At 58.4% G+C, this 13,199-nt stretch carries 13 protein-coding genes; all 13 read left to right on the forward strand.

The window, feature by feature from the left end; all coding sequences use genetic code 11:
- Positions 1–324 precede the first annotated feature (324 nt).
- The 13 genes from rpsB to lpxA all read left to right on the forward strand — a co-directional run bounded on the left by rpsB (position 325) and on the right by lpxA (position 13,199).
- A complete protein-coding gene (gene rpsB, locus QRN61_RS19485; RefSeq protein ID WP_285374752.1) occupies positions 325–1,062 on the forward strand; it encodes a 30S ribosomal protein S2 in 738 nt (245 codons plus the stop codon).
- A gap of 203 nt (positions 1,063–1,265) precedes the next feature.
- Positions 1,266–2,129, forward strand: a complete 864-nt coding sequence (gene tsf, locus QRN61_RS19490) for a translation elongation factor Ts (RefSeq protein WP_027611027.1) — start codon at positions 1,266–1,268, stop codon at positions 2,127–2,129.
- A gap of 212 nt (positions 2,130–2,341) precedes the next feature.
- Complete coding sequence (pyrH, locus tag QRN61_RS19495; protein ID WP_003222124.1) at positions 2,342–3,085, forward strand: UMP kinase; 744 nt, start codon at positions 2,342–2,344, stop codon at positions 3,083–3,085.
- Positions 3,082–3,639 (forward strand): ribosome recycling factor, encoded by a 558-nt coding sequence (frr, locus tag QRN61_RS19500; protein ID WP_047291868.1) that lies wholly within the window; start codon positions 3,082–3,084, stop codon positions 3,637–3,639. Before pyrH ends, frr begins: the two co-directional genes overlap by 4 nt.
- A gap of 14 nt (positions 3,640–3,653) precedes the next feature.
- Positions 3,654–4,409, forward strand: a complete 756-nt coding sequence (gene uppS / locus QRN61_RS19505; RefSeq protein WP_003222128.1) for a polyprenyl diphosphate synthase — start codon at positions 3,654–3,656, stop codon at positions 4,407–4,409.
- Positions 4,409–5,215, forward strand: coding sequence for a phosphatidate cytidylyltransferase (locus tag QRN61_RS19510; RefSeq protein ID WP_027611029.1), 807 nt, complete (start codon positions 4,409–4,411; stop codon positions 5,213–5,215). Before uppS ends, QRN61_RS19510 begins: the two co-directional genes overlap by 1 nt.
- Positions 5,212–6,402, forward strand: coding sequence for a 1-deoxy-D-xylulose-5-phosphate reductoisomerase (gene ispC, locus QRN61_RS19515; RefSeq protein ID WP_103369682.1), 1,191 nt, complete (start codon positions 5,212–5,214; stop codon positions 6,400–6,402). The genes QRN61_RS19510 and ispC overlap by 4 nt, the downstream gene beginning before the upstream one ends.
- Positions 6,403–6,456: 54 nt before the next feature.
- Positions 6,457–7,809: a sigma E protease regulator RseP gene (gene rseP, locus QRN61_RS19520; protein ID WP_285374764.1), complete on the forward strand. Its 1,353-nt coding sequence runs from the start codon at positions 6,457–6,459 to the stop codon at positions 7,807–7,809.
- A 74-nt stretch (positions 7,810–7,883) separates the two neighbouring features.
- Positions 7,884–10,271, forward strand: coding sequence for an outer membrane protein assembly factor BamA (gene bamA, locus QRN61_RS19525; RefSeq protein WP_027611032.1), 2,388 nt, complete (start codon positions 7,884–7,886; stop codon positions 10,269–10,271).
- A gap of 45 nt (positions 10,272–10,316) precedes the next feature.
- The gene (locus QRN61_RS19530; protein ID WP_003222140.1) at positions 10,317–10,820 is read left to right on the forward strand and encodes an OmpH/Skp family outer membrane protein; all 504 of its coding nucleotides are present in this window, start codon (positions 10,317–10,319) and stop codon (positions 10,818–10,820) included.
- A 3-nt stretch (positions 10,821–10,823) separates the two neighbouring features.
- Positions 10,824–11,879: a UDP-3-O-(3-hydroxymyristoyl)glucosamine N-acyltransferase gene (lpxD, locus tag QRN61_RS19535; protein ID WP_027611033.1), complete on the forward strand. Its 1,056-nt coding sequence runs from the start codon at positions 10,824–10,826 to the stop codon at positions 11,877–11,879.
- A 106-nt stretch (positions 11,880–11,985) separates the two neighbouring features.
- Positions 11,986–12,426: a 3-hydroxyacyl-ACP dehydratase FabZ gene (gene fabZ / locus QRN61_RS19540; protein ID WP_003222142.1), complete on the forward strand. Its 441-nt coding sequence runs from the start codon at positions 11,986–11,988 to the stop codon at positions 12,424–12,426.
- Positions 12,423–13,199, forward strand: coding sequence for an acyl-ACP--UDP-N-acetylglucosamine O-acyltransferase (lpxA, locus tag QRN61_RS19545; protein ID WP_027611034.1), 777 nt, complete (start codon positions 12,423–12,425; stop codon positions 13,197–13,199). The genes fabZ and lpxA overlap by 4 nt, the downstream gene beginning before the upstream one ends.

Consider the following 13,199-nt stretch of genomic DNA (forward strand, 5'->3'; position numbering starts at 1 on the left):
AGGTGTGGGATTTGCGACCCTGAAAAACGCGATTCTACCAGACGAAAGGAGCAAATCCGCGCCTGCGTGCATCGCGTCTGTCTATACAATGGTGCGCTTGAAGGCGATTCCAAGGGGGCTGCGCCCATGTCCCTGGTGCGATTGCAGATTCCGGGTTCCGTTTCTGTGCACCCTGTGGTATAAAATGCGCCGCTTTCCGGGGATACCCCGAAAAGCTTAAATCCACACACGTGTCGACACGATGACCTGGGTGCTTTTGGCTTTATGCCACTGGTTGGTCATTGGGATACGTGGAGGCCAAACCCGACTTATTAAGGAACTATCATGTCCCAAGTCAACATGCGCGATATGCTGAAGGCCGGTGTGCACTTCGGTCACCAAACCCGTTACTGGAATCCGAAAATGGGTAAGTACATTTTCGGCGCGCGTAACAAGATTCACATCATCAACCTTGAAAAAACCCTGCCAATGTTCAACGAAGCTCTGACTTTCGTAGAGCGTCTGGCCCAGGGCAAAAACAAGATTCTGTTCGTCGGCACCAAGCGTTCCGCTGGCAAGATCGTTGCTGAAGAAGCAGCACGTTGCGGTTCGCCGTACGTCGATCACCGCTGGTTGGGCGGCATGCTGACCAACTTCAAAACCATTCGTGCTTCCATCAAGCGTCTGCGTGACCTTGAAGTTCAAGCCGAAGACGGTACCTTCGCCAAGCTGACCAAGAAAGAAGCGCTGATGCGCTCCCGTGACCTGGAAAAGCTGGATCGTTCGCTGGGCGGCATCAAGGACATGGGCGGTCTGCCAGACGCACTGTTCGTGATCGACGTTGACCACGAGCGCATCGCGATCACCGAAGCCAACAAGCTGGGCATCCCGGTCATCGGCGTTGTCGATACCAACAGCAGCCCGGAAGGCGTTGACTACATCATCCCAGGCAACGATGACGCAATCCGCGCTATCCAGCTGTACATGGGTTCGATGGCTGACGCAGTGATCCGTGGTCGCAACAATGTTGCTGGCGGCACTGTTGAATTCGCAGTTGAAGAAACTCAGGCTGCAGCTGAGTAATCGACGCCCTGGCGTTGACTCAGTAAGCAAAAAGGGGGCTTGGCCCCCTTTTTGCCACCTCGAAAACCGTTTGTTGGCGCCCACTTGTGGCAGCGCACCTCCTGCATTTGTAACGTGCAGCAGCTACAAGGTGTTTCGGGAAGAATTGAACGCCCGTTCGATCGGGTGGAATGGTTGAAAACCTATCCAAGAGGAATTTGAAAATGGCAGCAATTACTGCAGCGTTGGTTAAAGAACTACGCGAGCGTACCGGCGAAGGCATGATGGACTGCAAGAAAGCCCTGGAAAAGGCTGACGGCGACATCGAAAAAGCCATTGATGACATGCGTGCTTCGGGCGCGATCAAGGCTGCGAAAAAGGCTGGCAACGTTGCCGCTGAAGGCGCAATCGCAATCAAGGACGACGGTAAAGCTGCCGTTATCCTGGAAGTGAACTCGCAGACCGACTTCCTGGCTCTGCAAGACGACTTCAAAAACTTCGTCGCTGCCAGCGTTGAAAAAGCTTTCGCTGACAAGCTGACCGACGCTGCTCCGCTGATCGCTTCGCAAGAAGCTGCTCGCGAAGCACTGGTTGCCAAAGTAGGCGAGAACGTCAACATCCGTCGTCTGGCCCGTATCGAAGGTGACGTTGTCGGTTCTTACCTGCACGGCAACAAGATCGGCGTGGTTGTGGCTCTGAAAGGCGGTGACGTCGAGCTGGCCAAAGACATCGCGATGCACGTAGCTGCCAGCAACCCTGAGTTCCTGCTGCCTTCGCAAGTTTCGGCTGAAGCGATCGAGCGTGAAAAAGCTGTGTTCCTGCAGCTGAACGAAGAGAAGATCAAAGGCAAGCCAGAAAACATTGTTGAGAACATGGTCAAAGGCCGTATCAGCAAGTTCCTGGCAGAAGCAAGCCTGGTTGAGCAGGCGTTCGTCAAGAACCCTGAAATCAAGGTTGGCGAGCTGGCCAAGAAAGGCGGCGCAGAAATCGTTTCCTTCACCTACTTCAAAGTAGGCGAAGGCATCGAGAAGCCGGTCGACAACTTCGCTGAAGAAGTTGCTGCCCAGCTGGCTGCCGCCAAGCAATAAGACGGTTTTTCAACTGTCGCCCGAAAGAGGCTGCCCGCTCACGCGCGCAGCCTCTTTTCAGATGGGGTTACCATTTTTTAATTGGTTTCCACTGGGAACTGACTTACAAAGCCAGGTTCCGATGGCGCTGAAGCAGCGCCAAGCTAGAGTGAACGGCAGCTGTAAAACAGCTTGCACAGAATTTTTTAAATACGCCGCAGGAGAGATTCGCAATGGCTCAGCAGGGCAGTGGTTATCAGGCTCGCTATAAACGCATTCTACTCAAGCTTAGCGGCGAGGCCCTGATGGGCTCGGAAGAGTTCGGGATCGATCCAAAAGTGCTGGATCGGATGGCGCTGGAAGTCGGCCAACTGGTCGGCATCGGCGTACAGGTCGGTCTGGTGATCGGCGGTGGCAACCTGTTCCGTGGCGAGGCCTTGAGCAAGGCTGGCATGGATCGGGTGACAGGCGACCACATGGGCATGCTGGCCACTGTGATGAACGCCCTGGCCATGCGCGATGCGCTGGAACGTGCCAATATCTCAGCCATCGTGATGTCGGCCATTTCCATGGTTGGCGTGACCGATCACTATGATCGCCGCAAAGCCATGCGCCACCTGAACTCCAAGGACGTGGTGATCTTCGCCGCCGGTACCGGTAATCCGTTCTTTACCACGGATTCGGCAGCCTGCCTGCGTGCCATCGAAATCGATGCCGACGTCGTGCTGAAAGCGACCAAGGTTGATGGCGTTTACACCGCAGACCCGTTCAAAGACCCGCATGCCGAGAAGTTCGATCATCTGACTTATGATGAAGTGCTGGATCGCAAGCTGGGTGTAATGGATCTGACTGCTATCTGCCTGTGCCGCGATCACAAGATGCCGCTGCGCGTATTCAACATGAACAAGCCCGGCGCCCTGCTGAACATTGTGCACGGCGGCGCTGAAGGGACTTTGATCGAGGAAGGCCAACAATGATCAACGAAATCAAGAAAGACGCCCAAGCGCGTATGCAGAAATCCCTGGAATCTCTGAACCACGCGTTCGGCCAGATTCGTACCGGCAAAGCTCACCCGAGCATTCTCGGCAGCGTCATGGTGCCTTACTACGGCACTGACACCCCGCTGAGCAGCGTGGCCAACGTCACCGTGAAAGATTCGCGTACCCTGCAAGTCGTGGCCTTCGAGCGCAACATGCTCGCTGCCGTCGACAAGGCGATCCAGAGCGCCGGTCTGAACCTCAATCCGACCAACCTGGGTGAGTTGCTTTTGATCCCGATGCCTGCCCTCACCGAGGAAACGCGCAAGGGCTTCACCAAGCAGGCCCGTAGCGCAGCGGAAGACGCGCGCGTTGCCGTGCGCAACATTCGTCGTGACGCATTGGGTGAGCTTAAAAAGCTGGTCAAGGACAAGGAAATCAGTGAAGACGAAGAGCGTCGTGCCATCGCTGATATCGATAAGCTGACCAAAGAATCCGAGGCCCAGATCACCAAGGCCACGGACGAGAAAGAAAAAGACCTGATGGCCGTATAAGGGTCGAGCTTTTAATGGACAAGACCAAGCAGTCTGCGCCGTCCGCGGTGCCGCGCCATGTCGCGATCATCATGGATGGCAATAATCGCTGGGCGAAAAAACGCTTTATGCCGGGTGTCGCCGGGCATAAAGCCGGCGTGGATGCTGTGCGGGCAGTGATCGAGGTGTGCGCCGAGGCCAAGGTCGAAGTGCTCACCCTGTTCGCCTTTTCCAGTGAAAACTGGCAGCGCCCGGCCGATGAAGTCAGCGCCTTGATGGATCTGTTCTTCAAGGCGCTGCGTCGTGAGGCCAAGCGTCTGAACGACAACAACATCAGCTTGCGCATCATTGGCGATCGCTCGCGTTTCCATCCTGAGCTTCAGGCAGCGATGCGCGAAGCGGAAGCCATGACCGCCGGTGCCAACCGTTTCATCCTGCAGATCGCCGCCAACTACGGCGGTCAGTGGGATATTGCCCAGGCGGCGCAGCGTCTGGCGCGTGAAGTCCAGGCCGGGCATCTGCGTCCGGAGGACATCACCCCGGATCTGCTGCAAACCTGTCTGGCCACCGGTGATCTGCCGCTGCCGGACCTGTGCATCCGCACCGGTGGCGAGCACCGCATCAGCAACTTCCTGCTCTGGCAACTGGCGTATGCCGAGTTGTACTTCTCCGACCTGTTCTGGCCGGACTTCAAACACGAAGCCATGCGCACTGCGCTGGCCGATTTCGCTTCACGCCAGCGTCGCTTCGGTAAAACGAGCGAACAGGTTGAAGCTGGAGCCCGGGTTTAATGCTTAAACAACGAATCATCACTGCGCTGATCCTGCTGCCGATCGCCCTGTGCGGGTTTTTCCTGCTCGAAGGCTCCGGTTTCGCGCTGTTCATCGGTCTGGTCGTAAGTCTGGGCGCCTGGGAATGGGCGCGCCTGGCTGGCTTTACCGCACAGTCGTTCCGTGTCGGCTATGCCGCTGTCGTCGCGCTGATGCTGTTCGTCATGTACGTCCTGCCGGGCCTCGCCCCTTGGGTGTTGGGCGCTTCGGTGTTGTGGTGGGCGGTAGCGACGTACCTGGTGCTGACGTACCCGCGCTCGAGCGAGCACTGGTCTACGGCGGCCACCAAACTGGTGATCGGCTTGCTGATCCTGTTGCCGGCCTGGCAAGGGCTGGTGCAGATCAAACAGTACCCGCTGGGTAACTGGCTGATCATGGCGGTGATGGTGCTGGTCTGGGGTGCCGACATCGGTGCTTACTTCTCCGGCCGTGCTTTCGGCAAGCGCAAGCTGGCGCCGCAAGTCAGCCCGGGTAAGAGCTGGGAAGGCGTTTATGGTGGTCTGGCGCTGAGTCTGGTGATCACCGCGATCGTCGGCCTGGTGCGTGACTGGACCGTGGCCGAACTGCTCAAGGGCTTGATCGGCGCTGCGTTGATCGTGTTCATTTCGGTGGTGGGCGACCTAACCGAAAGTATGTTCAAGCGCCAGTCCGGCATCAAGGACAGCAGCAACCTGCTGCCCGGTCATGGCGGTGTGCTTGATCGCATCGACAGCCTGACCGCTGCGATCCCGATTTTTGCCGTACTGCTGTGGATGGCTGCGCCGTGAGCCGCCCGCAACAGATCACTGTTCTGGGGGCTACCGGTTCGATTGGCCTGAGCACCCTCGACGTTATCGCTCGGCATCCCGAGCGTTATCAGGTTTTCGCCCTGAGCGGTTTCACGCGCCTGAGCGAGTTGCTCGCCTTGTGCGTTCGCCATGTGCCTCAATTCGCGGTAGTGCCTGAAGTGGCGGCGGCGCGTGGTCTGCAGGACGACTTGCGGGCTGCCGGTCTGTCCACTCGTGTATTGGTCGGCGAGGAGGGCCTGTGCCAGGTTGCCTCCGCCCCTGAAGTCGATGCTGTGATGGCGGCCATTGTCGGCGCCGCGGGCCTGCGCCCGACGCTGGCGGCGGTGCAGGCCGGGAAGAAAATTCTCCTGGCCAACAAAGAGGCGCTGGTGATGTCTGGCGCGCTGTTCATGCAGGCCGTGCACAAGAGCGGTTCGGTGTTGCTGCCGATCGACAGCGAGCACAACGCGATCTTCCAGTGCATGCCGCAGGATTTCGCCCGTGGGCTGGGCGCCGTCGGTGTAAGAAGGATTCTGCTGACGGCTTCGGGCGGTCCTTTCCGGCAGACGCCGATGAGCGAGCTGGCGCATGTTTCGCCTGATCAGGCGTGTGCGCACCCGAACTGGTCGATGGGTCGCAAGATTTCGGTGGACTCGGCCAGCATGATGAACAAGGGCCTGGAGTTGATCGAGGCCTGCTGGCTGTTCGATGCCAAGCCGTCGCAGGTCGAGGTGGTGATCCATCCGCAGAGTGTGATTCACTCGCTGGTCGACTATGTGGATGGCTCGGTATTGGCGCAGTTGGGCAACCCTGACATGCGCACGCCGATTGCCAACGCATTGGCCTGGCCTGAGCGAATCGACTCGGGTGTGGCACCGCTGGATCTGTTTGCCGTTGCGCGCCTGGATTTCGAGGCACCGGACGAACAGCGCTTCCCCTGCCTGCGCCTGGCGCGACAGGCGGCGGAAACCGGCAACAGCGCACCGGCCATGCTCAATGCGGCCAACGAAGTGGCAGTCGCGGCGTTTCTCGACGGACGCGTTGGCTATCTGGAAATCGCGAGTATTATCGAGGACGTGCTGAACCTCGAGCCAGTGGTTGCGCTTGAGGATCTGGATGCGGTGTTTACCGCAGACGCGAAAGCGCGGATTCTGGCCGAACAATGGCTTGATCGTCACGGCCGATAGCCGTTGCAGAACCATGGCGTCACGCGGCACTGAACAGGATTGCGGAGAAAGTAGATGAGCGCGCTCTATATGATTGCCGGCACCCTGATCGCTTTGGGTGTACTGGTCACCTTTCACGAATTCGGCCACTTCTGGGTCGCGCGTCGCTGTGGCGTCAAGGTTTTGCGTTTTTCCGTAGGCTTCGGCATGCCCCTGCTGCGCTGGCACGACAAGCAGGGCACCGAGTTTGTCGTCGCCGCGATTCCGCTGGGTGGCTACGTCAAAATGCTCGATGAGCGTGAAGGCGAGGTGCCAGCCGATCAGCTTCATCAGTCCTTCAATCGCAAATCGGTTCGCCAGCGCATCGCTATTGTCGCGGCGGGACCGATCGCCAACTTCCTGCTGGCCCTGGTGTTTTTCTGGGTGCTGGCGATGCTCGGCAGTGAGCAGATCCGTCCGGTCATCGGTGCCGTCGAGTCCGGCAGCATCGCGGCCAAGGCCGGTTTGAGTGCCGGTCAGGAAATCGTCGCCATCGATGGTGAGCCGACTTCCGGCTGGGCGGCCGTCAATTTGCAGTTGGTTCGTCGTCTTGGGGAAAGCGGTTCCCTGAAATTGCTCGTGCGCGAGCAGGGCTCTACCGCTGACACGCCGCGCGAACTGGCGCTGGATCACTGGCTCAAAGGGGCTGATGAACCCGATCCGATTCGCTCGCTGGGTATTCGCCCATGGCGCCCGGCGTTGCCGCCGGTGCTGGCCGAGCTCGATCCAAAAGGTCCGGCGCAGGCCGCCGGTCTGAAAACCGGCGACCGCCTGTTGTCGCTCGATGGCCAGGCGCTGGGTGACTGGCAGCAAGTGGTCGATACCGTTCGTACGCGTCCTGATACCAAAATCTTGCTGCGCGTCGAGCGCGACGGTGCTCAAATCGACGTCCCGGTGACCTTGGCTGCGCGTGGCGAAAGCAAGGCGCCGAGCGGTTATCTGGGTGCTGGCGTGAAAGCAGTGGACTGGCCGCCGGAAATGATCCGCGAGGTCAGTTATGGCCCGTTGGCCGCAATTGGCGAGGGTGCCCGGCGTACCTGGACCATGAGCATCCTGACGCTGGACTCACTGAAGAAAATGCTGTTTGGCGAGCTCTCGGTAAAAAACTTGAGTGGGCCGATAACCATTGCTAAAGTGGCGGGCGCTTCTGCCCAGTCGGGCGTTGCTGATTTCCTGAATTTCCTTGCTTATCTGAGTATTAGCCTGGGGGTTCTGAATTTGCTGCCCATTCCTGTACTGGATGGGGGGCATTTGTTGTTTTATCTGATTGAGTGGGTGCGTGGTCGCCCCTTGTCGGATCGGGTGCAAGGTTGGGGGGTGCAGATCGGTATCAGTTTGGTGGTCGGAGTGATGTTGCTTGCTCTGGTCAATGATCTGGGTCGACTGTAAAGCTTCGCTGAATTGCGAATCTGCCGCATTTTGCGGCAGTTTGTTTATTGCCAGTTGGAATAAGAAAGGACTTCATGAAACGTCTGCTGCTAACTGCGGTTCTCACCGTATTGATGATCGCCGAAGTTCACGCCGAGTCCTTCACTATCTCTGATATTCGCGTCAATGGCCTCCAGCGGGTCTCCGCGGGTAGCGTCTTTGGTGCCTTGCCGTTGAACGTCGGCGAGCAGGCGGATGATCGTCGCCTGGTGGAATCCACTCGTGCGTTGTTCAAAACCGGTTTCTTTCAAGATATCCAGCTGGGCCGCGAAGGCAACGTTCTGGTGATCACGGTCGTCGAACGTCCGTCGGTCGCCAGTATCGAGATCGAAGGCAACAAGGCGATCTCCACCGAAGACCTGATGAAGGGCCTCAAGCAGTCCGGTCTGTCCGAAGGTGAAATCTTCCAGCGCGCCACCCTCGAAGGTGTCCGTAACGAGCTGCAACGTCAGTACGTTGCCCAAGGCCGTTACTCGGCGACCGTCGACACCGAAGTGGTCTCGCAGCCGCGCAACCGCGTCGCGCTGAAAGTGAAGATCAACGAAGGCACCGTGGCGGCCATCCAGCACATCAACGTGGTGGGTAACACGGTCTTCCCTGATGACGATCTGATCGACCTGTTCGAGCTGAAAACCACCAACTGGCTGTCGTTCTTCAAGAACGACGACAAGTACGCCCGTGAAAAACTCTCCGGTGACCTGGAGCGCCTGCGTTCCTACTACCTGGACCGTGGCTACATCAACATGGATATCGCTTCGACCCAGGTGTCCATCACCCCGGACAAGAAGCACGTCTACATCACCGTCAACATCACCGAAGGCGAGAAGTACACCGTTCGTGACGTCAAGCTCAGCGGTGACCTGAAAGTGCCTGAAGACCAGGTCAAGTCGCTGTTGCTGGTGCAGAAAGGCCAGGTGTTCTCGCGCAAGCTGATGACCACCACCTCCGAACTGATCACCCGCCGTCTGGGTAACGAGGGTTACACCTTCGCCAACGTCAACGGCGTACCTCAGCCGCATGACGACGATCACACTGTGGACATCCTGTTCGCCGTCGATCCGGGCAAACGTGCCTACGTCAATCGCATCAACTTCCGCGGCAACACCAAGTCCGAGGACGAAGTGCTGCGTCGTGAAATGCGTCAGATGGAAGGTGGCTGGGCTTCGACCTACCTGATCGACCAGTCCAAGACCCGTCTGGAGCGTCTGGGCTTCTTCAAGGAAGTGAACGTTGAAACGCCGGCTGTACCGGGTGTCGACGACCAGGTTGACGTGAACTACGCCGTTGAAGAACAGGCCTCCGGTTCGATCACCGCCAGTGTCGGTTTCGCTCAGAGCGCCGGTCTGATCCTCGGTGGTTCGATCACTCAGAACAACTTCCTGGGTACCGGTAACCGTGTGAGCGTGGGCCTGACCCGCAGCGAATACCAGAGCCGCTACAACTTTGGCTACGTTGACCCGTACTGGACCGCCGATGGCGTGAGCCTGGGTTACAACGCGTTCTATCGCACCACCGACTACAAAGACCTCGACGTCGACGTAGCAAGCTATGCGGTCGACAGCCTGGGTGCCGGCGTCAACGTTGGCTACCCGATCAGCGAGACTTCGCGTCTGACCTTCGGTCTGTCCGCTCAGCAGGACAAGATCAAGACCGGTCAATACACCGTTGACGAGATTTTCGACTTCGTTAACAAGGAAGGCGACAACTACCTGAACTTCAAGGCTTCGGCCGGCTGGTCCGAGTCGACCCTGAACAAGGGCGTGCTGCCGACCCGTGGCCGTTCGCAGAGCCTGACGCTGGAAACCACGATCCCGGGCAGCGACCTGTCGTTCTACAAACTCGACTACCGTGGTCAGTTGTTCCAGCCGATCACCGAAAACTACACCCTGCGTCTGCACACCGAACTGGGTTATGGCGACGGTTATGGTTCGACCGACGGCTTGCCGTTCTATGAAAACTACTATGCTGGTGGTTTCAACTCGGTACGTGGCTTCAAGGACAGTACGCTGGGTCCTCGCAGTACCCCGAGTCGCGGTTTCGACAAGACTGGTAATGTTGGCACTATCGCCGACCCGGATCAGGATCCACTGCCGTTCGGTGGCAACGTATTGATTCAGGGTGGTGTTGAAGTCCTGTTCCCGCTGCCATTCGTGAAAGATCAACGCTCCCTGCGCACCTCGGTATTCTGGGACGTGGGTAACGTGTTCGATTCGACTTGCAAGTCGACCAGCAACGCTGACGGTACAAAAGCCAACACTCAGTGCAACGACATCAGCCTGAGCAACATGGCCAGTTCCGTCGGTGTGGGCGTGACGTGGGTAACCGCACTGGGGCCTTTGAGCTTCGCGTTGGCCATGCCGATCAAGAAACCGGATGACGCTGAAACTCAAGTGTTCCAATTCTCCCTCGGCCAGACGTTCTAAGCGTCTGACCCAAGATAACGACAATGGATTTTGTAGGAGTGCATCGTGCGTAAGTTGACTCAATTGGTTCTCCTGGCCTCCGTACTGGTGGCAGGCCCGGCGTTCGCCGACATGAAAATCGCCGTTCTGAACTATCAGATGGCATTGCTGGAATCCGATGCGGCCAAGAAATACGCCGTGGATGCCGAGAAGAAGTTCGGTCCGCAACTGACCAAGCTCAAGACGCTGGAAAGCAGCGCCAAGGGCATTCAGGACCGTCTGATGGCCGGTGGCGACAAGATGCAGCAGGGCGAGCGTGAGCGTCTGGAGCTGGAATTCAAGCAAAAGGCCCGTGACTTCCAGTTCCAGTCCAAGGAGCTGAACGAAGCCAAGGCAGTTGCCGACCGCGAAATGCTCAAGCAACTGAAGCCGAAACTGGATAGCGCAGTGGAAGAAGTCATCAAGAAAGGTGGTTTTGACCTGGTGTTCGAGCGTGGCGCAGTGATCGATGTCAAACCTCAGTACGACATCACGCGCCAGGTTATCGAGCGCATGAATCAGCTGAAGTAACCCATGACCGTGACTATCAAGCTCGGCCAGTTGGCCGAGTTCCTCGGCGCCACCCTGCGTGGCGACCCCGAGAAGCAAATTACTGGGCTAGCCACCTTGCAGGAGGCTGGCCCAGCTCAGTTGAGCTTTCTGGCAAATCCTCAATACCGTAAATACCTGGCAAGTTCCCAGGCGGCTGCGCTATTGCTCAAGGAAGCCGACGCCGAAGGTTTTGCCGGTAACGCGCTGGTGGTGCCGGATCCTTATCTGGCTTACGCCCGTATCTCCCATCTGTTCGATCCCAAACCGAAAGCCACTGCGGGTGTTCATCCCACGGCGGTGATTGCACCGGATGCGGTGGTTGATCCAAGCGCCAGCATCGGTCCGTTTGTGGTGATCGAGGCCGGTGCGCGCATCGGTGCGCAGGTCACCCTGGGCGCCCATTGCGTCATCGGTGCCCGCAGTGAAATCGGCGAGGGCGGCTGGCTCGCTCCTCGGGTGACGCTGTACCACGACGTGCGCATCGGCAAGCGTGTAGTGATCCAGTCCGGTGCCGTTCTCGGTGGTGAAGGCTTCGGTTTTGCCAACGAGAAAGGTATCTGGCAAAAGATCGCCCAAATCGGCGGCGTAACCATCGGCGACGATGTCGAGATCGGCGTGAACACTGCCATCGACCGTGGCGCGCTGGCGGATACCGTGATCGGCAACGGCGTGAAACTCGACAACCAGATCCAGATCGCGCACAACGTCCAGGTCGGTGATCACACCGCCATGGCGGCCTGTGTCGGTATCTCCGGCAGCACCAAAATCGGCAAGCACTGCATGCTCGCCGGTGGTGTCGGCCTGGTGGGGCACATCGATATTTGCGACAACGTTTTCCTGACCGGGATGACCATGGTGACCCACTCGATTACCGAGCCGGGTGCCTATTCTTCCGGCACAGCCATGCAACCGGCGGCCGAATGGCGCAAAAGCGCGGCCCGCATCCGTCAGCTCGATGACCTCGCGCGACGTTTGAAGCAGCTGGAAAAGCGCGTCGGAGAAGTGACCCCCGGCAGCAATGCTTCATCTGATGGCTGATACCATTTCCATATCAAGTGTGCACAGCCTCTAGACTGCCTCCTTGATTTGCTAGAGGAGTGCGCGTCAGTCGCGCTCCCAATCTTTACATAGGCTTCCCCCCGAAATGATGGACATCAACGAGATTCGCGAATACCTGCCTCACCGTTACCCGTTCCTGCTGGTGGACCGGGTGGTGGAACTGGACACTGAAGGCAAGCGCATTCGCGCCTACAAGAATGTCAGCATCAATGAGCCGTTCTTCAACGGCCACTTTCCAGCGCACCCGATCATGCCGGGCGTACTGATCATCGAAGCGATGGCCCAGGCTGCCGGGATCCTCGGTTTCAAAATGCTCGACGTGAAGCCGGCCGATGGCACCCTTTACTACTTCGTCGGTTCCGACAAGCTGCGTTTCCGTCAGCCAGTGCTGCCGGGTGACCAGTTGATCCTGGAAGCCAAGTTCATCAGCTGCAAGCGCCAGATCTGGAAATTCGAATGCCAGGCTTCGGTCGACGGCAAGCCAGTCTGCTCGGCTGAAATCATCTGTGCGGAACGCAAGCTATGAGTTTGATTGACCCTCGCGCAATCATCGATCCGTCGGCCGTTCTGGCTGACGGCGTCGAGGTCGGCCCGTGGTCGATCGTCGGCGCAGGTGTGGAAATCGGCGAGGGTACCGTGATCGGGCCGCATGTGGTCCTCAAAGGCCCGACCCGCATCGGCAAGCACAATCGCATCTACCAGTTTTCCTCGGTCGGTGAAGACACCCCTGACCTGAAGTACAAGGGTGAGGAAACCCGTCTGGTGATCGGTGACCACAACGTCATTCGCGAAGGCGTGACGATTCACCGTGGCACCGTGCAGGACCGTTCGGAAACCACGCTGGGCGATCACAACCTGATCATGGCCTATGCCCACATCGGGCATGACAGCGTGATCGGCAACCACTGCATCCTGGTCAACAACACCGCGTTGGCCGGGCATGTGCACGTTGACGATTGGGCGATCCTTTCCGGTTTCACCCTGGTGCATCAGTACTGCCACATCGGCGCCCACAGTTTTTCCGGCATGGGCACCGCCATCGGCAAGGACGTTCCGGCGTTCGTGACCGTGTTCGGCAACCCGGCCGAAGCGCGCAGCATGAACTTCGAAGGCATGCGCCGTCGTGGTTTCAGCGAAGACGCGATTCACGCGCTGCGCCGCGCTTATAAGACCGTGTATCGCCAGGGCCTGACCGTGGAGCAAGCGTTGGCCGAATTGGCCGAATCTGCTGCGCAGTTCCCGGAAGTTGCGCTGTTTCGTGACTCGATCCAGTCGTCGACTCGCGGCATCACCCGCTGA

This window comes from Pseudomonas sp. lyk4-TYG-107, from assembly GCF_030209055.1.
GTDB classification, from domain to species: Bacteria; Pseudomonadota; Gammaproteobacteria; order Pseudomonadales; family Pseudomonadaceae; genus Aquipseudomonas; species Aquipseudomonas putida_A.